At 57.1% G+C, this 18,517-nt stretch carries 22 protein-coding genes and 2 pseudogenes; 10 read left to right on the top strand and 14 right to left on the bottom strand.

The genetic code is table 11. The features are described from left to right. Positions 1–840: 840 nt before the first annotated feature. Positions 841–1,731: a LysR substrate-binding domain-containing protein gene (locus tag BLX41_RS15280; RefSeq protein WP_123725575.1), complete on the bottom strand. Its 891-nt coding sequence runs from the start codon at positions 1,729–1,731 to the stop codon at positions 841–843. Between the two features lie 115 nt (positions 1,732–1,846). Between BLX41_RS15280 and BLX41_RS15275 the strand changes: the two genes are divergently transcribed. Further along, on the top strand, positions 1,847–2,287 hold the full coding sequence (locus BLX41_RS15275; RefSeq protein ID WP_123725574.1) for a PACE efflux transporter: 441 nt from the start codon (positions 1,847–1,849) through the stop codon (positions 2,285–2,287). A 50-nt stretch (positions 2,288–2,337) separates the two neighbouring features. After that, positions 2,338–2,868 (top strand): hypothetical protein, encoded by a 531-nt coding sequence (locus tag BLX41_RS15270; protein WP_123725573.1) that lies wholly within the window; start codon positions 2,338–2,340, stop codon positions 2,866–2,868. Between the two features lie 839 nt (positions 2,869–3,707). Here the strand turns inward: BLX41_RS15270 and BLX41_RS15265 are convergent. Further along, a complete protein-coding gene (locus BLX41_RS15265) occupies positions 3,708–4,670 on the bottom strand; it encodes a bifunctional GNAT family N-acetyltransferase/nucleoside diphosphate kinase regulator (RefSeq protein WP_123725572.1) in 963 nt (320 codons plus the stop codon). Positions 4,671–4,894: 224 nt separating this feature from the next. Here BLX41_RS15265 and BLX41_RS37355 point away from each other — a divergent pair. After that, positions 4,895–5,008: pseudogene (locus tag BLX41_RS37355) on the top strand (phage late control D family protein); the annotation flags it as partial. Between the two features lie 34 nt (positions 5,009–5,042). Here the strand turns inward: BLX41_RS37355 and BLX41_RS15260 are convergent. Beyond that, on the bottom strand, positions 5,043–5,450 hold the full coding sequence (locus BLX41_RS15260) for a hypothetical protein (RefSeq protein WP_259744923.1): 408 nt from the start codon (positions 5,448–5,450) through the stop codon (positions 5,043–5,045). A 265-nt stretch (positions 5,451–5,715) separates the two neighbouring features. Here BLX41_RS15260 and BLX41_RS15255 point away from each other — a divergent pair, with 265 nt between their 5' ends. After that, positions 5,716–6,075 (top strand): hypothetical protein, encoded by a 360-nt coding sequence (locus tag BLX41_RS15255; RefSeq protein WP_123725571.1) that lies wholly within the window; start codon positions 5,716–5,718, stop codon positions 6,073–6,075. 306 nt (positions 6,076–6,381) lie between these two features. On the opposite strand, the gene BLX41_RS15250 is transcribed toward BLX41_RS15255, so the two are convergent. From BLX41_RS15250 to BLX41_RS15240, 3 genes are read right to left on the bottom strand one after another with little or no spacing between them, the layout of a single operon-like run. Further along, positions 6,382–7,425, bottom strand: a complete 1,044-nt coding sequence (locus BLX41_RS15250; RefSeq protein ID WP_123725570.1) for a hypothetical protein — start codon at positions 7,423–7,425, stop codon at positions 6,382–6,384. A 59-nt stretch (positions 7,426–7,484) separates the two neighbouring features. Then, positions 7,485–7,874: a hypothetical protein gene (locus BLX41_RS15245; protein ID WP_123725569.1), complete on the bottom strand. Its 390-nt coding sequence runs from the start codon at positions 7,872–7,874 to the stop codon at positions 7,485–7,487. An 11-nt stretch (positions 7,875–7,885) separates the two neighbouring features. After that, positions 7,886–8,446, bottom strand: coding sequence for a hypothetical protein (locus tag BLX41_RS15240; protein ID WP_123725568.1), 561 nt, complete (start codon positions 8,444–8,446; stop codon positions 7,886–7,888). Between the two features lie 174 nt (positions 8,447–8,620). On the opposite strand from BLX41_RS15240, the gene BLX41_RS15235 reads away from it, so the two are divergent. Then, entirely contained in the window at positions 8,621–9,088 is a 468-nt protein-coding gene (locus tag BLX41_RS15235) for a hypothetical protein (RefSeq protein WP_148059734.1), read from the top strand. Between the two features lie 142 nt (positions 9,089–9,230). On the opposite strand, the gene BLX41_RS15230 is transcribed toward BLX41_RS15235, so the two are convergent. Next, complete coding sequence (locus tag BLX41_RS15230; RefSeq protein ID WP_259744922.1) at positions 9,231–9,380, bottom strand: hypothetical protein; 150 nt, start codon at positions 9,378–9,380, stop codon at positions 9,231–9,233. Between the two features lie 329 nt (positions 9,381–9,709). Then, positions 9,710–9,955, bottom strand: a complete 246-nt coding sequence (locus tag BLX41_RS15225) for a hypothetical protein (protein ID WP_123725566.1) — start codon at positions 9,953–9,955, stop codon at positions 9,710–9,712. Between the two features lie 198 nt (positions 9,956–10,153). On the opposite strand from BLX41_RS15225, the gene BLX41_RS15220 reads away from it, so the two are divergent. The 3 genes from BLX41_RS15220 to BLX41_RS15210 all read left to right on the top strand — a co-directional run bounded on the left by BLX41_RS15220 (position 10,154) and on the right by BLX41_RS15210 (position 11,537). Next, positions 10,154–10,657, top strand: coding sequence for a hypothetical protein (locus tag BLX41_RS15220; protein WP_123725565.1), 504 nt, complete (start codon positions 10,154–10,156; stop codon positions 10,655–10,657). Positions 10,658–10,732: 75 nt separating this feature from the next. Continuing rightward, positions 10,733–10,966 (top strand): YceK/YidQ family lipoprotein, encoded by a 234-nt coding sequence (locus BLX41_RS15215; RefSeq protein WP_123725564.1) that lies wholly within the window; start codon positions 10,733–10,735, stop codon positions 10,964–10,966. A 118-nt stretch (positions 10,967–11,084) separates the two neighbouring features. Further along, entirely contained in the window at positions 11,085–11,537 is a 453-nt protein-coding gene (locus BLX41_RS15210) for an anti-virulence regulator CigR family protein (RefSeq protein WP_123725563.1), read from the top strand. A gap of 70 nt (positions 11,538–11,607) precedes the next feature. On the opposite strand, the gene fabF is transcribed toward BLX41_RS15210, so the two are convergent. After that, on the bottom strand, positions 11,608–12,876 hold the full coding sequence (gene fabF / locus BLX41_RS15205) for a beta-ketoacyl-ACP synthase II (RefSeq protein ID WP_123725562.1): 1,269 nt from the start codon (positions 12,874–12,876) through the stop codon (positions 11,608–11,610). Positions 12,877–12,992: 116 nt separating this feature from the next. On the opposite strand from fabF, the gene BLX41_RS15200 reads away from it, so the two are divergent. After that, positions 12,993–13,478, top strand: a complete 486-nt coding sequence (locus BLX41_RS15200) for a winged helix-turn-helix transcriptional regulator (protein ID WP_123725561.1) — start codon at positions 12,993–12,995, stop codon at positions 13,476–13,478. Here BLX41_RS15200 and BLX41_RS15195 read toward each other — a convergent pair. The 4 genes from BLX41_RS15195 to BLX41_RS15180 form a co-directional block, all read right to left on the bottom strand. Then, positions 13,465–14,370, bottom strand: coding sequence for a hypothetical protein (locus BLX41_RS15195; protein WP_123725560.1), 906 nt, complete (start codon positions 14,368–14,370; stop codon positions 13,465–13,467). The two genes, BLX41_RS15200 and BLX41_RS15195, sit on opposite strands and share 14 nt — an antisense overlap. A gap of 190 nt (positions 14,371–14,560) precedes the next feature. Next, positions 14,561–15,325, bottom strand: coding sequence for an HAD family hydrolase (locus BLX41_RS15190; RefSeq protein ID WP_404942772.1), 765 nt, complete (start codon positions 15,323–15,325; stop codon positions 14,561–14,563). 56 nt (positions 15,326–15,381) lie between these two features. Further along, the gene (locus BLX41_RS15185; protein ID WP_123725558.1) at positions 15,382–15,918 is read right to left on the bottom strand and encodes a hypothetical protein; all 537 of its coding nucleotides are present in this window, start codon (positions 15,916–15,918) and stop codon (positions 15,382–15,384) included. Positions 15,919–15,974: 56 nt separating this feature from the next. Then, positions 15,975–16,607 (bottom strand): TetR/AcrR family transcriptional regulator, encoded by a 633-nt coding sequence (locus tag BLX41_RS15180; protein WP_123725557.1) that lies wholly within the window; start codon positions 16,605–16,607, stop codon positions 15,975–15,977. 93 nt (positions 16,608–16,700) lie between these two features. Between BLX41_RS15180 and BLX41_RS15175 the strand changes: the two are divergent. After that, positions 16,701–17,308 (top strand): annotated as a pseudogene (locus BLX41_RS15175) (NAD(P)H-dependent oxidoreductase). A gap of 621 nt (positions 17,309–17,929) precedes the next feature. Here the strand turns inward: BLX41_RS15175 and BLX41_RS15170 are convergent. After that, the gene (locus BLX41_RS15170; protein ID WP_123725556.1) at positions 17,930–18,418 is read right to left on the bottom strand and encodes a P-loop nucleotide/nucleoside kinase family protein; all 489 of its coding nucleotides are present in this window, start codon (positions 18,416–18,418) and stop codon (positions 17,930–17,932) included. Positions 18,419–18,517 lie beyond the last annotated feature (99 nt).

The raw sequence follows: 18,517 nt of genomic DNA, 5'->3' as shown, positions 1-18,517 counted from the left end.
CGATCTCTGTTCCTACAGGCACGTCTCGTGGTATTGTTATATCAGGAATGTTTACAGTGCTAGTCTCGGTTTGTGTAGTGCATTCCGCCGCGAAACCAAGAGTGGAGTAGAGAAAATTATCGTGGCGATAATACTAGTTTTCATCGGTTTGAATTGTAGACGTTGCTGGATGCTGTTATGTGGTTCGTAGATGAATAACAAGGCTTTCACCTTTTTTAAGTTGAGATTAGAAAGTTTTAGTGACTGCTTTGGCTTGTGAATACAAGACAATTCTGGATTTTCTTGCGGCTTCAGCTATGGGGTCATTCTCAATGAGCTGCGGAGGCTTTTTTGCCCGAGGGCAGGCTATTTTTAGATCTCATTTTGGTCATCGTGAAGCTTATTTGGTGGTGAGTTGTGTTCGGCGGGCAGGACGCCGTGGTGGATCGGGTACGAGCGGCTTTTGGTCGTAGTCTGTCAATGATCAGCCGATGTTCACCGTATTGACCCCTGTGGGGTTGGTCGTGGGCTTAGGGCAAATTTAGGGCATAACCGGGGCCGCTATAGGCTGCCGCAGGCCATAACGGGCCATCGTCTAGTCAGTGTTTTATGGCCTATAGCGGCCTGAGGTTGTAGGTGAAGGGGGGCGAATCCCTATCCTCGCTACCCTGGTTTGCATTTGCCAAACTGGTTGTTGGCTAGGGATACGAGGTTGTGGGGTAAAATGGGGCAATCTGTACGCCCGTCAACGATCTATCTAGCTTTGTCAAAAAAGTCCTACAGCGCTTGTACTTCGGGGCTGTAGGGCTTTTTTGCGTTAATGCCCGAGCACAATAGAGGTATGACAGCAACCGAGTATTGTTATCCATCCTGTAGAGCGGCAACTGCCAGCCACATAAGGAACGCGCTCACATGCACCTGCCGCTCCCGCCCTGGCACGCACACCGCAATGTAACGCGGACCAAGCAGGCTTACTTCTGGTCTATAGGCCACTAATTCTCCAAGCCTGAGGCTGTCGGCTACCAGTACATTGCTTGCCAGCACCAGCCCATGACCCGCAATCGCAGCGCTCAAAGCAAAATGCTCATCGTCGAACTCACGCATCTGCGCGGTTTCAAGCCAGGCCTGGCATTCTGCGGCCGCGCACCAGCTCTCCCAGTTTATTGAAAATGCTCCCGGAATTTTCCAGTGTAGGTTGATCAGTTCGATCTGATTTACGTTCAGCGAGGCCACCAGGCCGGGGGCGCCGTAAACCGAGAAGTGCTCGTTCATTAGCTCCTGGCAGAACAACTTCGGGTCATCGCGGCTGACCGAGCGAATAGCAAGATCGACACTGGAATCACGCAGCAGATCGACTAGTTCGTTACGGGTATCGACCCGCACATTGAATTGCGGAAAGCTCCGATAGAAACCACCCAGCCGTGGAATCAGCCAGGCTGCGGCCAAGCCCGGAGTAGTGGAAATGGTCAGGGTTTGGGGAACAGTGTCCGGATAGAAGGTCTCCAGGCTGCTGCGAATGTCCAATAATGCGCAATGAGTCTGGCGATATAGCAACTCGCCCTCTTCGGTCAATGCCACACCTTGTCCAGATCGTTTGAATAGCGTCGCTCCGAGGCGGGTTTCCAACGTCTTGACCTGGTGGGAAATGGCCGCGGGGGTAACAGAGAGTTCCTCTGCTGCCGCTTTAAAGCTACCCAGTCGCGCAGCCGCCTCGAAGGTGCGCAACGCGTTAAGCGGAAGAGTCGAAAACACGCATCGTTCCCTAGATGAGTTGAATTAATGAGTATTCAATTTATCTCATTTTTCTTGGTGTGTACGGAGCGATACCGTCGCGGATATTCGATCTACTCAACCTTCGGAAAACACCATGCAAGGACCTTCGCGAAAAATTCTTCAAGCCATCCTCTATGAGTCAATCGCTATTGCGGTGCTATCGCCCAGCATCTCGTTGATATACGACGAAGGTCTGGCTCATTCGGGTGCGCTGTCGTTGATGTTGTCTGTCTGCGCGCTGCTGTGGAACGTGCTGTTTAACTACGTTTTTGAATTCTGGGAAGCGCATCAGCAGCAGCGCGCTCGCACGTTGGGCAGGCGCTTGCTCCACTCACTGGGTTTTGAGGGCGGGCTAGTTCTACTGTTGGTGCCACTGGTGGCATGGTGGCTGGAGATTTCTTGGTGGGCTGCACTGGTCACCGATCTGGGGTTGTTCGTTTTCTTCTTCTTTTACGCGCTGGCGTTTCAGTGGGTCTTCGATAGGGTGTTTGATGTACCAAAGTCAGCGAAGGGGGAGGTTTCGGTTAACCCATAATTCGCCCGAAACTCCGATTAGCCTACCTGCAGCAGCACTAGGATTTTTGAATGAAAAATGCGATCAAGGCGATTGAGAACTACATATTCGGCAAGGACGGAAATCGGCCAGACTTATTGCGGTATGCTTTCAGTCCAGACGCAACTCTTAACGTGCTAGTGAAGACAAACACTATCCTGTTTCCTCCCAGCGTCCAGGGGCGCGAAGAAATTGCTGAAGTACTGGTACGCCGCTTTAGCCTGCAATATGAGAACGTTTATACATTCTGCATTGGAGACCCTCCAAAGCCCGAAGCTAATGTTCATAAGTGCAAATGGTTAGTGGGCATGTCAACAAAAGCGACTGGAGAGTTACGTTTAGGCTGCGGGGATTATCATTGGGTCTTTTCACCGCAAAGTGGCCTGGCCATTCAACTTTCCATTACGATCGACCACATGTTGGAGTGCCCTTCCCAGCATATGCGGGAAGTAATGGATTGGCTTCAAGGTCGCAGCTATCCATGGTGCGAATCTGCCGACATGCTTGATTCGGCACCGCCGCTCACTTGCCTACAGCCGGTTCTTGTCTACGTTGCTGCATGACCCTATTGATGTAAACGTGTGCGAGCATACGCGTTTGGCCGTGAGCAGCCCTTCACGAAGGACAGCTATGGGCCGTCCTCCATCTGTCGCGACAGCGCTATCACAGGTGCATTGGTAGCCCTCGGACGCTCAGGACAGATGCTTTATCTATATGTAGATTGAAGTTATTTATGGATTGCAAATCCGCCTGCGCCGGTTCGATTTCGGCCTCCACCCTTGAATCCCCCGTGGATTAACGTCTGCGGGGGTTTTTATTGCCTGGGTGAAAGTGCTGGCGTACCAAAACTTTCCTATTTCCTCGGGTTCGCAATGGCTCGGACGCGAACGTAAATCTTCTTCGTAGTCTCCTGTTTTGAGTGTCCGAGAAGCCGGCTTGCATCGCCTAGATCGAGAATTTTAAGCGCTTATGCAAACATGCAAAGGCCCTGAAGGCATGAGAGTTCAGGGGCCGCCAGAGCCAGATGCCTGCGACTCTTATTCAGCCCAAAAAAGAAGAAAGGTCGCAGCGTGATCACTATCGGCGGCGGTGCTTTCGGTCTTAGGAGGAGACCGAAAGTATTAAATTAGTCAGTTTCCTATTTGCTCTTCAATGCTGCAGCCGCCCTCCGTGACCGGTGATGGCCATTTGATTTGGGTTGGGGTATTACGGGAAACCGTGGATTTAGAGAACTAAAATTGTCGCAGGAGCCGGCTAAGTCTGTTCTACCGTCTCCTGCTTTCGCAACGGGCTTCGTTCCCACCCTTGACCCTACAACGGGCCGCTCAGGCACGGAAAGCGAGGCACCGTCCTTTGGGGAATCCTCGTGCCTGATGGACGACCACCGAGCAAGAGGCGCAATTTAGAGGTGGAAATCGCCCGCAGCCTCCGGCTGGTAAAGCACTTTCCTGATCTCAATCCGGCGGGTCCGATCAGAAATTCGCCAGTCGATGGCGTCCCCCTCCTGATAGCCAAGGATGGCGGCGCCTATATCGGAATACACGGAATGCTTCCCTGCGGTGCTGTCCGCGTCTTCAGGGTAGACCAAGGCCACTTCGATCTCTTCGTCGTCCAGTTGCAGCAAGGCCTTGGAGTTCATCGTGACGACATTGCGCGCCACCTGCTGCGGCTTGACGACAATGGCTCGCTCAAGCTCATGTTCGAGTTCAAAAACGGCCGGGCCTTGCTCGAGCGCGATCAGGCTCTCGAGCCTGGCCTTGTCGATTTCAGTGATGTAGATCTCAGTGGAGTCGGCAACGGTACCTTCGCGCAAGAGCTGGAGATAGCGCCCCGCCGTCATGGACAATGATTTCAATGTCGGCGTTTCGCTTTCAAGCACAAAGCCGCTGCGTTGAAAGGCTTTCAGCGAGCGCGTGTTGTCCGGGTGGATCTTGGCGATGAGCTTCTCGGCCCGCATGTCGAGGAAGGCCAGTTTCATGCCTTCGCGGATGGTGCGAGCGCCAAGGTTTCGGCCCCATTTGTCGCTGTCTCCGATGACCAGAACTATCTCGCAATTGGAGCCGGTCTTGATCAGACGGACAAAGCCCACCGGGGCGTCATGCCGGTCATAAGCCATGAAGAATCGACCGCCCCGGTTGAACAGATGGGTCAGGATCGGCAATTGAGTTCGATCGATGACTTGCTCGATGGAGCGGGAGACATCGCGTGAATCGCTCAGATAGCAGGTAACGCGCTCATCCTCCAACCAATCCATCAATGTCAGCGCGTGCGCCCGAGTAATTTCAGGGCACAGCGAAATGAAAGGCTTGTTCATCTTAACCACACTTATTTGTAAAGAATGGAAGCCCTCCATGGCTATGGTCATTACGGTTTGTCGGCAGCCGGCCATTCTAAGATATACCGTGAATAATGGCGAACATCCCTGCGAGTTCGAGGAAATCATCGTTCTGCCTCTTGATCCGACCCAGAGGTTCGCCGCAAGCGGCTCCATCAAATGTACGTGGATGTCGTGGCATTACTGGGTGAACGGTTTTAGTGCTTTAGATAATGTGTCCGAACCCGCTTTGGGGGTGGTTTCGAGTGTTTCTGGCCGCAAAGGTCCGTCTGGCTGCGTTTCAGCGCAGCACTGCCGATGTGCGCCTGGAGATGTCCGGTCGGGCCGATCTATTCGCTGAACGCATGTTTTCCGTTGGTGGCAATAAGGTCTTAAAAGCTTTTAATAAAACCTTGTCTTATGTCAGGTAGTTTTTTTTAGAATTAGAAAATAAAGATAGATAGGTGTTGCATCTCCAGTTCCTTCCTCTGTCCAACGCTCTTGTGTTGCAAAGCAAAAAAGTACACAGCGTATGAGATTCGCAAAGTCTTCATCTGTTTTACGGTGCTGTTTCTCTATCGCCCAGAGTTCTAGTGCAAGCTTTCTCCGGAGATCTCCATCGCTTTCTATACGTTCTCGCAGGATACTTTCTTCGATATATGGAATCAGCATGTTTAACTTAGAAACAGAAATGCTAGCAAGTACACCGCCGTCAAAAAGACTGAGCAAATAGCGAGCGTACTGACGTGTCACTTCACTCAAAGACACGCTCGCTTCAAGTAACGCCTCTTCAAGGCAATCGAACTCTTGAACCTCCAGGCTATCAATCATTATACAGCTCCATTTTTTACTCTCATCGTGCAGCAGCAATCGGCCTAAAGCGGCCTGTGCAGATTCGGGAAGGGGTTCGAATCCCTATTTTCGCAACCCTGGCTGCATTTGGCGAACTGGTTGTTGGCTAGGGAGGTGAGGTTGTGGGGCAAAAATGGAGCAATCCATACGCCAAACTGAATCGCCCCTGCGCATCGTGCAGCTCGGGCACCGTCGATGTTGGTTAGAATGGCGTGTTGAAGTCTATTGCTCGCAAGGAAACCCAATGAGCACTGAAAAGCCAGAGCCTTTGCTCATCCTTCAAAGGTTTCTAGATAATGTTTATGTGAAGGCTTCGCAAAGCCAGAATGTTTTACTCAAAAGAAATCATGGCCACTACACATACGCGAATGGAATACTCTTCGTCTACGTGACGATCTTCCCTAAAGAGGTTGAGCTTGTTTTTGAAAGCAAGCAGGTAGGTAACGGGGTTTTTAGTATTGTTTTGGATATGTGCATGTCCAGTGGAGAAGTACTGGCTGGCAACCTGCTGTCTCTGAATGGGAGATGCGAGGAGATCAGCACGGCATTGGCTTCGCAAGAAGACTGGGTGTTGGCCCTATTGTTAAAGTGCTTGGGCAACTGAGTCTTGTTTCAGGAGCGTGGACACCGCAGGCGTTCCGGTTTGCCGGTTCGCGTGCGCCGAGTTTATGCAGTGACCGCTTCTGGCTGTGGATTCAACCGGTCGATGCAACAGATTGGCTAAATCGTTCGGCGGGTGTTTCGTAGTCTAGTGTTTTCCGAGGGCGGTTATTTAGCTGCCTTGCAACTTCATTGAGCGTGGCTCGCGGATGCAACTGCGTCGAACTGAGCCAAGGCATCCACCGTTGATCGGCAGGCTGCCCATGCTCAACACGATGTTCGATGAGCAGCCAATACCCCCGGACTTGTCTTACTTGGGCAGCGACAACGGCACGCCCCAGATGGGATCTTCCATGCCTTGCTTGCCCAGTGGGGTGATCTGCATGGGCTGGAGCCTGGACAGCAGTTGTCGGTGCTTCTCGCTCAGGTTGCGTTGCTCAATGAGGTTCTGCGTAAAGCTCATGGGCGCCGGCCAGGTATAGACGGTCAGGTTGTCGAGCGGACACTCGATTTTCTTCGGATCGATCGCCCGGCACTTCGACTGCTGGTACTTGTAGCCAGGGGTCTTCAGATGCATGCGTGGGGCCAGCAGCAATTGCCCGCCCTGGATGGTGAAGCTGGCGAGCGCCTTGTCGACCGGCAGGCGCGCCTGGACCTTGATCGCGGGAACGTCGCGAGAGTCGGTCTGTTGGTAATAGCCGGCCGGGGAGCCCGCCGTCGTCTGGGTATATTGCTGTTCACCCCAGCTCACGCAGGCGCCCGAAGCCCTGAGCACGGCGGTACAGACACTCTGGGTCTTGGTCTCGCTGCCATAGGTGGCGTCCTTCCAGACCTCTTCCCTGTAGTACTCGCGATACAGCTCGGGGGACAGGTACGCAGTGCCGTTGGCCCCACGACCCGAACCGGGCGGGCCGCTGCGGGCGCCGACCTGGTCGAGCAATCCTTTGATCTGGTAGTCATCGCCGCCGGTCAGCAGGTATTTGCCGGGCGGCAGGATATGCACCTCGAAGGCCTTGAACAGATAGGTTTCGTCAGGCTTTCTCTGCAGGGCATTGGTCTGGAATTTGCGGCCGAAGGTGATCTTCGGATCTTTCTCGTATTCCCAGATTACCGTCGGCGTCCATTGAGTCATGGTCAGCGCGTCGCTTAGCGACTTGTGTGGCATTACGTCGGCCACCAGTACCACCGCCATGTTCCCCTTGAGTGCTGCGTCCATTAGGTCCAGCAACTGCGCGTAACGCGGATCGTCCATGCTGCCGTACGCACCCGAATCAAGATTGGACATGCAGCCGGAGAGGGAAAGAGAGAGAAGTAACGCAGCGGGTAGGGCCATACGCGGCCGAAACAGTTTCATGTAGCAATCCTTGAAAGCCATGGGCGATCGTACTCTGCGGGCGATCTATGTCGGGCCAGTCACTGCGGCGCCAGGGCCACGCCGGTGCAGCGGCCACGAATGGAGAAGTCCTTGATCTGTCTGGCCTTGTCGACAGTCATGGAGAGGGTGCAGCCGCTGGTGTGGGTGACGTCGTCCCAGTAGTTGGTGTGGACCATCACGCCGCCCTGCATCTCGCTGGAGCTGCCGACCACTTCCTTTTTCACGTAGGAGGTGTCGCGGTACCACTGCATTTGCACCTCGCTGCGGTCGGGGGAGGGCTGCATGCGTCCGGGCGGGCCGAAGAAGTCGATGGCTTCCTTGGCATCGCGTCCCTTCCATTGCTGGCCGGCCATGTATTCCGGGAGGGTGGGAATGCAGCCGCTCAGCAAAGGCAACAGCAGGCCGAGGGCAAGTAGGTGCCGGGTCATGACGGCCTCCTTCATTGCGGGCTGTTGCCGAGCATTGCGTCCAGGCTCTGCACGGCCTCGCTGTTGGCCTGTATGCCATACAGTTGCTGGAACATGGCCTGGACGGTCTCGACCATGCGGCCGGCGGCCATTTTGCCCATTGGCAGCATCTGGTTGTTTTCGCGGTTGCCTGCTGCGCAGACGAAGGCGAAGCTGCGCTGCAGCCAGTAGTCTTTCGGGGCGATCCAGCCCTGGGCGGTGGTCACGTCTTTCATGGCGTGGTCGAAGCGGCGCATGGCTCGGGCGCTGTCGAAGCGCACCTTGCGCTCCTTGCACTTGTACTGGATCTCGTAGGCCACCAGCACGGGCATCGCCGGGTCTTCGAAGATCTGCATGATCATGGCCGACTGCACCCCCTGGGGCTTTTGCAGGATGCCGGCGGCATCGGCAACGAATACCTCGTTGTGATAACGCTCGCCCTTGCCGTAGACGATCCAGTAATCACCTTGAGGGCTGTTTTGCGCCATGGCGCTGGTACATAGCAGAATCAGGGATAGTGGCAGCCACCTGGCGGAGGGGAAGGATATCGCCATGGTATTTCGTTCCTTGAGGGATATTGTCCTCGGCCGCGTGGGGCCGTTCAGAGGAATGAATATAGGTGTGGCCGGCAACGATGGTCGATTAGGGCGGATGTGCTAATGGCTCATTGCCGTTATCGATTGGGGGCGCGAAGCCTGCGAAGGATGGCCGTCTGCACGATCAGTACCTTGGGCGTGCACAATCCCGGTGTTAAAGTGCCGCCACTCAAAAGGGAGAGCGGGATGCGGGGCCAGATACTGGATATCTCGACAGAGGTCGAATCATTGCTTGTGCAATTGGGAGCAACTGGTCGAGGGCTGCATGAAAAACTCAGTTCCATTGAGGGAATGATCAGCCCGCCGATGGCGAAAAAGATCCGCTGGATTGCCAGCGTACGCAACAAGGCGGTTCATGAGAGCGTGGTTGAGGTGGATCTTCAAGGCTTCTGCAAGGGCGGGGCTGAAGTAGTCGCTTACTTGAAGCAGCTTGTGGCTTCGATTACAGCCAAGCAGGCCAAGCACAAAGACCCGAAGGTTGCTCCTGAGCCAGGCAAGCCCTGGGCCGAGAAGGATGGCTGGGAGAAGACCAGGACGGTCGGTACCTATATGGTGGCCGGCGCGGCTGTTGTAGCTTGGCTGTTCATGTCTTCCAAGTAAGTCTTCAGATTTGTGTATGGCCCGGCTCGCTTGCCGGGCTTTTTCGTTTCCGACGGCCTGATGCTGGCGACTGTCGCTGTGGATCGAGCCGGTATTGCTGAGTCTCGGATGCTCTGTCATCGAGTGCTGAGTTGCCTGGCAATCACATCTCAATAGTCGGCATGGTGCTTTTGCCGCAACTTATCAGTTGTCCGGCGGTGACCTGCAGTCCGCTTGTTGGTTTTGCCGCGTACCCGGCAAAGAAGCCGACGCAGACCAATGCAATGTAGAGGACGGTTTTTCTCAGGGCCATGCTGGCACTCGCTCACTGTGTGATTGGAAAATGTGCAGCACTGATCCTCATTGAGGGAAAAGGTTCCAGGTGACCGATGTTGCGCGTTTCCCGCGGGGGGCGCCGCAAGCCCGGCCATCGGTTAGTGCGGAACCTGGATGTTGTCTGCCAAGCGGGTACCTGATGCTGGTGTTCCATTGACAGTGATTCGGACCCAGGCCGCGACAGCGGATTGCAGCGGCCACTTTGCGGAATCGGGAGTCCTTTGTATCGACTCGCAAGCGCTGCCTGAGGTGAAGGCCTAGGTGACGGAGCAGCTCATGCCGTTTCCCTGGTGGATACCAACAGCTTCAGCAAAGGCTATCGGTCGGGGAAGGCGATGACAGGGGCGGAAGGCTCATGTCGCGAATGGCGGCTGCAAGCTTGTCCTGATAGATCGTCAGGATGGAGTAATCCAGCTTTTGGGTGATGTTGGCGCCGCCTGCGCAATTGGCCAGGAGTTCATCCAGGGCGCCCGCCACCAGGTCTGCGGTGACTTGCAGGACATTCAATCCAAAGCGGCTATCGACTATGACCAGATTCGTTAAATCGTACATACAGCCCCTGTGGTCACTGTGCTTATAAGTAATGGCTATGAGCCATTATCAGTTTAACTAAACGGCGGGTGCGCTGTCACTGGGAGAAGATGGCGCGCACTCGGGCGGACAACGGTTTGCGGTTTTGAATTTTCAGCACGCCTGCGGCAGCTCTGTGTACCATTGCGGCCCGTGAAAAAAGGACCAGGGGCAACCTGCATGCTGATACTCAAGAAGGGCGACAACCAAGGCTTGAGGGTGGGGCCGCGCTGGCCGTCTGCAAAGGTGTTGATGGAGCGCGAAGTCTTTGTGCAGCTGCTCAAGGTCCAGTCCAGCCTGCCGCGTTCGGTACAGTTGCTGGTGACCCGGGGCTACGAGAGCAAAAGCAGTTACCTGGGTTTTTTCAGGACGCTGTCACGCTGGCTGGGGATCAGGTTGTTCTGCCTGTGTTATCCGGGGCGTAAAGAGGAGCTGGAGGATATCTTCGGTTCCAATGGCCATGATGTGGATGGCACTCATATCGATGTGTCCATTGTCTTGGATGGCAAGCGCCTGCGCTTTCTGCCACTGGGAGTGTTTACCTCGCCGGCGCGGCAACGTCAGTTGCAAGGGCGATACGCGGCGGTCGTTGATGAGGTCAAGGGCCTTCTGCAGCGCTACGGTTTCGAGATTCATCGCAATCACACGGAAAGCCTGCAAATCCATTGCGACTACAAGGCCTGATAGCCAGGAGCCGCAGTCTCGGCCTCTGGCGCCGAGTCCATAGCGCTCATGCCATGAATGTAATAAGGAAGTTGTGTGTTGCGAAGCCTGTTGTTGCTGGTGTTGATCTTTGTCTTGAATGGATGCACGGCCCTGATTACTCGCACTACACCCTTGAGCTGCCCCTATATCGGCGTGCGCATGGATTGGGCATTGGCTAAGGAGAACAACGGTGTGCTCTGGCCGTTTCTGGCGTTGGATGCTCCATTTTCCGGCGTGGTGGATACGCTGATGTTTCCCTTGGAGTATCAGTACAGCTGCACACTTTGATCTTCAGCTGGCTGATGAGCACTGATGGCGGCGGGGCGCTATGTGCCTGATCTTCGATCAATGACAGAAACTAACGTCTACAGTTGAGTGTGAACTTGGCTTCCCAAGGAGAACCGGCATGCTCAAGTCCCGTTCGTTGATCGTTGTTCTTGCCGGCTTGCTCCTGGCTGGCGCTTCCCCTATGGCGTTGGCCGACCCTGGAAATGGCAAGGGGCAGGGGCACTCCAAACACAGCTCGCAGGATGATCAGGGTGGGCATGGCAAGGGCAAGAAGTCAGGCGCCGATGACTGGAGTCATGGTCCCAGTGTCGACCGCGGCAGTGTCCTGGGCATATTGGGTGGGCACCGTGACTATTGGAGCCCGGGGCCGGCATTGCCCCCAGGCATCCAGAAAAACCTGGCCCGGGGCAAACCTCTGCCCCCGGGCATTGCCAAGAAGCTGGACCATCGACTGCTGGGACAGCTTCCTCGCTATGACGGTTATGAATGGCGGCAGGCCGGAACTGACCTGATTCTGGTGGCCATCGCCAGCGGGATCATCTACGAAGTGCTCAATGACGTCCTCAACTGATTGACGGGCCTGTTGAGGTTTCAGCCTGTTGCGGCTGAAACCTCAACATTGAGTCCGTCTTCTCGAAGCGTTATTGCCAGCGCTTGAACAGCACGCTGGCATTGACCCCACCAAAGCCGAAACCATTGGACAGTGCATATTCCATGGCCACTTTGCGTGCCTCGCCGCGCACCAGGTCAAGGCCCTCGGCGGCGCTGTCCGGGTTGTCCAGATTGAGGGTCGCAGGCGCGATCTGGTCACGCAGGGCAAGGATGGCAAAGATCGCCTCGATCCCTCCGGCGGCACCCAGCAGATGGCCCGTAGCAGACTTGGTGGCGCTGATGGCCAGGCCGCTGCCGCTGCCGAATACAGTCCTGATGGCGGCGAGTTCGCCCTTGTCGCCCACCGGCGTGGAGGTGGCATGGGCATTCAGGTGCTGGACCTGGGAGGCTTGTACGCCGGCCTGGCGCAGGGCCTGCTGCATGGCCCGCCGGGCGCCGTCACCATCTTCCGGGCCCGCGGTCATGTGGTAGGCGTCGGCGCTGGTGCCATAGCCCACCAGCTCCGCAATGGGTTGTGCGCCCCGAGCCAGGGCATGTTCCAGTTCCTCGATGACCAGCAGCCCGGCCCCTTCACCCATGACAAAGCCATCCCGTGCCTGATCGAAGGGGCGTGAAGCCCGTTCCGGGGTGTCGTTGTACTCGCTGGACAGGGCCCGAGCTGCGGCGAAGCCACCCAGGCTGACCCGATGAATCGCCGCCTCAGCTCCGCCACAGACGGCGATGTCGATTTCACCGGCGCGGATCATCCGCGCGGCGTCGCCAATGGCCTGGACCCCGGCAGCACAAGCGGTGACCGGCGCTCCCAGTGGGCCCTTGAGGCCGTGGCGGATCGAAACATGACCTGCGGCCATATTGCTCAGGAATGAAGGAATGGTGAACGGTGATAGACGCCGCGGGCCCTTGTTGTCGGTGGTTCGCACGGCATCGGCGATGGCCGGGAAGCCCCCTACACCCGAGGCAATGATGGTGGCTGTACGTTCCTGGGCCTTGGGGGTATCGGGTTTCCAGTGGGCCTGGGCCAGGGCTTCTTCCGCCGCTGCCAGGGCGAAGAGGATGAAACGGTCCATCTTGCGCTGTTCCTTGGGAGCCAGCAGCTGGTCCGGGTTGAAGCCGGCCTGGGGGTCCTCGAGCGCGTCGGGCACCTGGCCGCCAATGGTGGTGGGCAGATCCTGGATAAACTCTTCCGGCAATTGACGAATTCCGGATTGTCCCGCCAGCAAGCGCTGCCAGACCTGCTCGACCCCACAACCCAGTGGAGTGATTGCGCCCATACCGGTGACTACGATGCGTTTACTCATGCGGGTCCTGCTCCTTCAGTTGGTTTGCGTGGGGAACAACGAAACGTGGACGATACTATCATCATGAAAGTAACATCCGAATCCACAAATACCGAGGTGCATCGCAGGAGCCCGTCATGCAACGAAAAAGTCTGATCGACGCTGAATGTCCCATTGCCCGCAGCCTGGAGCGAGTCGGCGAATGGTGGAGCATCTTGATCATGCGCGACGCGCTGCACGGCCTGAGACGCTTCGACGAATTTTCCCGCAGCCTGGAGATCGCCCCGAACATGCTGACCCGGCGCCTGAACTCCCTGGTGGAAGCGGGGCTGCTGGAACGTCAGGCCTACAGTGAACGGCCCTTGCGCTATCAATATGTGCCCACTGCCAAGGGCGAGGATTTCCGTGTCGTGCTCATGGCCTTCGTAGCTTGGGGCAATCTTCACTACGCGCCCGAGGGCGAAAGCGTGCAACTGGTCGAACGTGAAAGCGGACGACCTGTGCAGCCAGTGATGGTGGATGTTGCCGATGGTCATCTGGTGCCGTTGCAGGCGTGTACGGTGCAGGCGGGGCCCGCCGCCAGCGCCGGCATGCGTCAGCGACTGATGGCTATGGCGGAGTGAGTCCGGCTTGGGGCTGGCTCCGTGGAGCGGCTACGCTGCCTGGCGGGTCGCTCTGGACGGTAGGCCCCGGAAGAAGGGCGGAAGGATTGAGGTTACTGGGGATCAATTTGCCCGCCACGTAGCCGCTGTGGCTGATCAGGGCCAGCAACAGCAGTGTGTTGTGCAGTTTCGGCAACACCTCCAGCACCCAACTGCCGGAGCCCAGGCTATGGCCGACGGCGGCGCCATAGACAAACACCACCACCATGGTGATCAGCAGCATCTGCAGGCGCGGCAGATCGACGATGGCGCCATTGGTCACGTCCTCGCCGCGAATCAGGTCGGCCAATCGTGCATCCTTCGGGTCGCTCTTCATCAGTACCTGTCCCTTGGCCGATGGCAGTGCGACCAGGCTCTGGCTGTCGAGCAACTGCTGCCCGGTGGCTGCCAGAGCGCTATTGTCTGCGGGTTGCTCGGCCTTGCGGTTCAAGGCCATGGGGGCAGTGACGAAGCTGGCCAGGCTGAAGCCCATCAACGCGATCAGGTTGTAGTCCAAGTCCACCATCAGCGCTGTAGTGGCATTCCCCCGGACAATGTTGCCGATATACACCGTATACAGGGTGGCCAGCACCAGCAGGGTCCACAGGGTCATTTGCAGGCGTGACAGCGAGTAGCGGTTGCGCTCGTCGATCAGCACTCCTAGTACCCGGCCGCGAATTCGCAGGCCGGCGAGGACGAACAAGACGAACAGGCCGGCCAGGCAACTGGCCCAGGCGCTTAGGCGCGGCCAATCGAATGCAGGTGCAACTGCCAGGTAAGGGGGAGGATTGGGGTGACTCAGAAGTAGGGCGGCGGGTGCTCCGGTCGCGAGCAACACGCCCAGCGTACGCAGCAGATAGCCATTGGTTTTCATCGTGGCAGACCCTCTCCTTGTGTAGGCGGTTCTTTGTCCCTGGTCTGCGAGGCTGCTCTTGTTCTCAGGCTATTTACCGTCGCGAGCGCCCTGTGGCCTATGGCCGCCGGGGCGCCTGCTGTTGGGTATAGCGAATCTTTTTCCTGGCCGTTTGCCGTTGGTCGGGTGCTTTGTGTGGGGGCGGCGGGTGTCAGCGAGCGCCAAGCCCGCGGCGCCAGGCCGGGTGGAAGTGTCGCCAGTGGGCGTCCTGTGCCGCAGCCAGGAGCTCGCGGTCACCCCGGGTATCGCCCCAGGCCCTGAGTCGGTATTGGCTCAATGGGCCGTAGACACTTTCCAGGCGTAGCACCTTGTTCTCGCAACGGCAGTTGTGGCCGGCGATGCGGCCGGTCAGCACGCCATCGACCACCTCCAGTTCGGTTCCGATCAGCCTGACGCCCAGGCGTGTGGCAAAAGGCTGCAGGACCAGGGCCGGCGACGCCGAGCACAGGGTTACCAGCGCTCCGGAGCGCAGTTCCCCGGCTACGGCTTGCAGTCCACTCGGGCGCATGAGCCGGGTCCAGGACTTCAGGCAGAAGGCTTGCGCCTGTTGCTGGAGCCATGCCGTCTCGATGCCCTTGAGAAAGGTGCTGATCAGCTGTGCCTTGAGTTGGTCGCGGTCAACGCGCCGAGTCAGATAGCCCAGGCTGGGCAGTGCCAGCTTGAGTATCCGTTGGTTGAACTCCCGTTGCCCGAAGGCAAACTTCAGAAAGGGCACGAAGCTGTCGTGGTGGGTGAGGGTGCCGTCGAAGTCAAATACTGAAAGCACTCGGTTGGCATCGGCGTTGAGTCCAACGGTGTCCGGGGGGAGCGGCTGTGTTTCAGCCTCTGCACTCAGGGGTGGCAGGGCCGTAGGGGGTTGGGGCGACATAGGTGTTCTCAGTGCTTGCAACCGGCTGATTCGCGCCGGTGTTGCCATTAATGAATGCAGTTTACGCGCTCCAGCCTTTAGCGGCTGGCCGGGCAGCCGGCGGATCAGAGGCGCAGCATGGGCAACGGCTTCCAGGGGCGGATCAGCAGTTGTTTGAAAGACAGCTGAACCAGGCGCAGATGAAAGCCCGCATCAGGAAAGGCTGAAAATACCCGGCGACGATCGTCTCGCGAGATGCCGAAACTCAACATTCCCAGCGACACATCTATCCAGTCGGCTCGGCGAAAGCCTTCCACCAGGCTGTCTGGGCGTGGGGCGGCGGCAGTGATCTTGTGGTGTTGTTCGATCATTGTCAGTACTTCGGTTTTCCACTCGGGCCTATGGATTTCATCCAGGTGGGCTTCAGCCAGGCGCAGCGACGGCGGTAGATAGTCGAACGTCCTGGCGGTCCAGATGCCCAGGTCGTGGAAGGCGCCGGCAATGGCCAGTTTCTGCAACTGCTGGGCATCGGCACTGATGAGCAGGTTGCAGAAGTTGAGCACCCGGTACACATGGTTGCGATAGCCGGTGAAGTCCTTGCCCAACTCTTGTTGATAGCGTTGCAGCAATTCATCCAGCGGTTCCAATCGGGTCAGCAGCATTGCTTCTTCCTTGCGGGGCCGGGGCAGGGGCCGGTCGTCTATATCCAGGCTGGGGCTCATTGGCTTGCAGAGGTGCTGACGCGTGCTCTTTCAACCATGGCCACTATGGTGGCGCAGAGTTCTTCCTGGGCTTGTGCGGGAGTGATTTCCCCCAGCGCCGCCGCGTGGGAAACCGCTTCCGCCGCACCGAGCATGGCGCGCAGCCCGGCCCTTGGGATCATGGCTCCGGCGGCGAAAGGTTCCAGAGTATTGCGGCACTTTTCCAGGAATATCGCCTGGTAGTCGCGCTTGATGATTTCAAGCTCCGGTGAACTGGCCAGGGCGGCAATCACCCCCGGGATTTCGCGGCCCTGCAGCAACACACAGTCGACATAGGACGTGGCGATGACCGCTGCGCGGGCGGCAAGGGTCGGTTCGCTGGTTTGCAGGGCCTGTTCCATCAGCAGAGTCTGGCGCTGGTCAAAGTCCTGATACAGCGCCGCCAGGAGCACCGCTCGAGTACCGAAATGGTCGTAGACCACCGGCTTGGTGACGCCGGCCTGTTCCGCCAGATGCCCCAGGGTCAGCGCCTCAGTGCCGTGCTCGCGGACAATCTGCCAGGCCACGGCCATCAGTTGTTGCAGACGTTGCTCCCGTGATAGGCGCCGTCGCGGCGATGAAACGGAATCGGTTTTCTGACTGCTTGACATGGCTATATACCAAAAGTAACTTACCGACATTAACTTACTAAAAGTATATAAAGCTCGATCCCCTAGCACAATCCGTCCGCAGGAGTACTCGCCGTGCATGCACTTATTGTTGTCGCTCATCATGATCCCAAGTCTCTCACCCATAGCCTTGCGTCGCAGATTGCCGAGGGGCTGGGGGCGGTTCCGGGCATTCATTCGAGATTGCCGATCTCTGGGCCGAAGGGTTCGAACCACGATTCGGTGCTGCCGATATCGCAGTGCATCGAACCCTGGCGCTTCCTCCCGCCGATGTGCTCGCCGAACAGGCACGCATCGACCGCGCCGATGCCCTAGTGCTGGTCTACCCGGTTTACTGGTGGTCCATGCCGGCGCTGCTCAAGGGCTGGATCGATCGCGTGTTCTCCAACGGTTGGGCCTTCGATTTTCGCCCCGATGCCAAGCTGGAGAAAAAGCTTGGACGTCTGCGCGTGCACCTGGTGGGGGTTGCCGGGGCCGACGCTGGCACTTATGAGCGACATGGTTATCTCGGCGCGATGCAGACCCAGATCGACCATGGGATCTTCGACTACTGCGGAGCCAGTGTGTTGACCTCGCAACTGATCTTTGACTCGGAGAGCGGGGATGTGGCGCCTTGCCTGGAGCGGGCACTATCGCTAGGCCAGGCACTGTTCAGTCCTGCCGCGGTCGTCGAGTCGGCGTGAGAGGGGGGATAAGGGAGGTTGGAACAGTTTTTCAGCGAGATTTCTTACTTGGCTTCAAGGTCCGCTTCGGGAGGGGCCGGTTCCAGTTTCTAGCCCCAGCAACACCAGGCAAAGGTGGTCAGGCATAGCATCAGGGGCAGGGCGTCGAGAAAGTCATTCATACCAACACATTCCATTCAGGCAAGTGCCGGCAATTTAAGGTGAGCAATATTGTCTGTCTGTTGCGATTCTGTGAATTTTCAGCGTTTTTTCGTTTAAAGCTGGAGGGCTGCTCGCGGTCCAGCGATGGGTAACTCAGGCCTATCGCCATGGAGCCCGGAAAGCTTCGGAAAGGCCTGCCCTGAAATTAAAATACTCAAAAAAAGTGTGGATATTTAATGACTTAGGTGATTTTATTTACGTTTTTTTCTTCAAACATCTTGTTACAGAATGTACTGTTCCGTTACTATAGCTCCGCGTTCACCTACCACGGTTTATGCATTTTTAGCCCCAAGTGTCCATCAGCTACTTGGGCTTTTTTTTGCCTGAAATTTGCCTCCGTCCCCATTCTCGACGCACTTTTCCCACGCAAGATTCAGAATCGGGCCCAGCTCAGGGCCCGGCAGCCAGCAACCCCGGAATTCAGTGCTCCAGGATGTGCAGTCCTTCCTCCGCCTGTGGAGGCACGAAGTAACGGCAGATCAGCTCGAATTGTTCCTCACTGGTACTGAAAGGGTGATCACCTTGGCTGTTGCGTTCGCGCAGCCTTGTCAGGCAGACATATTCATCGACATTCAACAGGTGCAGTCGATGCTCGACCTGGGCCTGGTCTGCCAAGGCTCGCAACCAGGCGCGCTGGGCCAGGGTATTGGCGGGGAAGTCCAGCACGACATTGGTTCCCCCACGCAACAGGTTGATGACCAAAGGCTCCAGCGCGTTTTTCAGGCGCTGGGCATGCAGCATATAGTCAGCCACTGAATGAATCAGTCCCGGGTATAGCTGCGCCAGCCATTGGTCCTCACAGATCAACACACTGCCGGGAGCTTCGGCCAGTCGCTTGGCCAGTGTGGATTTACCCGCGGCGATCTTGCCGCACAGCAGGTGTAGAACAGCAGGGGATGAGGGGTTCATGCTTTTCTCCTGGGGTTTGCGCCTCAGAAGACTGGTGATAAACCCCGCCTTCGAGGCGGGTTGTTTAGGGTTTGAACGACCGCTAGCCCACCTTGCTGA

It is taken from the genome of Pseudomonas protegens (assembly GCF_003732485.1).
GTDB classification, from domain to species: Bacteria; Pseudomonadota; Gammaproteobacteria; order Pseudomonadales; family Pseudomonadaceae; genus Aquipseudomonas; species Aquipseudomonas protegens_B.
The sequence above is the reverse complement of the archived record's forward strand: the minus strand, read 5'-3'. Positions and strand labels throughout refer to the sequence as shown.

Bases quoted from the DNA above. Each gene is read 5' to 3' on its own strand.
- BLX41_RS15275 (WP_123725574.1), top strand. From the start codon at position 1,847: ATGCAAGGACCTTCGCGAAAAATTCTTCAAGCCATCCTCTATGAGTCA.
- BLX41_RS15270 (WP_123725573.1), top strand. From the start codon at position 2,338: ATGAAAAATGCGATCAAGGCGATTGAGAACTACATATTCGGCAAGGAC.
- BLX41_RS15265 (WP_123725572.1), bottom strand. From the start codon at position 4,670: ATGACCATAGCCATGGAGGGCTTCCATTCTTTACAAATAAGTGTGGTT.
- BLX41_RS15260 (WP_259744923.1), bottom strand. From the start codon at position 5,450: ATGATTGATAGCCTGGAGGTTCAAGAGTTCGATTGCCTTGAAGAGGCG.
- BLX41_RS15255 (WP_123725571.1), top strand. From the start codon at position 5,716: ATGAGCACTGAAAAGCCAGAGCCTTTGCTCATCCTTCAAAGGTTTCTA.
- BLX41_RS15250 (WP_123725570.1), bottom strand. From the start codon at position 7,425: ATGAAACTGTTTCGGCCGCGTATGGCCCTACCCGCTGCGTTACTTCTC.
- BLX41_RS15245 (WP_123725569.1), bottom strand. From the start codon at position 7,874: ATGACCCGGCACCTACTTGCCCTCGGCCTGCTGTTGCCTTTGCTGAGC.
- BLX41_RS15240 (WP_123725568.1), bottom strand. From the start codon at position 8,446: ATGGCGATATCCTTCCCCTCCGCCAGGTGGCTGCCACTATCCCTGATT.
- BLX41_RS15230 (WP_259744922.1), bottom strand. From the start codon at position 9,380: ATGGCCCTGAGAAAAACCGTCCTCTACATTGCATTGGTCTGCGTCGGC.
- BLX41_RS15225 (WP_123725566.1), bottom strand. From the start codon at position 9,955: ATGTACGATTTAACGAATCTGGTCATAGTCGATAGCCGCTTTGGATTG.
- BLX41_RS15220 (WP_123725565.1), top strand. From the start codon at position 10,154: ATGCTGATACTCAAGAAGGGCGACAACCAAGGCTTGAGGGTGGGGCCG.
- BLX41_RS15210 (WP_123725563.1), top strand. From the start codon at position 11,085: ATGCTCAAGTCCCGTTCGTTGATCGTTGTTCTTGCCGGCTTGCTCCTG.
- fabF (WP_123725562.1), bottom strand. From the start codon at position 12,876: ATGAGTAAACGCATCGTAGTCACCGGTATGGGCGCAATCACTCCACTG.
- BLX41_RS15200 (WP_123725561.1), top strand. From the start codon at position 12,993: ATGCAACGAAAAAGTCTGATCGACGCTGAATGTCCCATTGCCCGCAGC.
- BLX41_RS15195 (WP_123725560.1), bottom strand. From the start codon at position 14,370: ATGAAAACCAATGGCTATCTGCTGCGTACGCTGGGCGTGTTGCTCGCG.
- BLX41_RS15190 (WP_404942772.1), bottom strand. From the start codon at position 15,325: ATGGCAACACCGGCGCGAATCAGCCGGTTGCAAGCACTGAGAACACCT.
- BLX41_RS15185 (WP_123725558.1), bottom strand. From the start codon at position 15,918: ATGCTGCTGACCCGATTGGAACCGCTGGATGAATTGCTGCAACGCTAT.
- BLX41_RS15180 (WP_123725557.1), bottom strand. From the start codon at position 16,607: ATGTCAAGCAGTCAGAAAACCGATTCCGTTTCATCGCCGCGACGGCGC.
- BLX41_RS15170 (WP_123725556.1), bottom strand. From the start codon at position 18,418: ATGAACCCCTCATCCCCTGCTGTTCTACACCTGCTGTGCGGCAAGATC.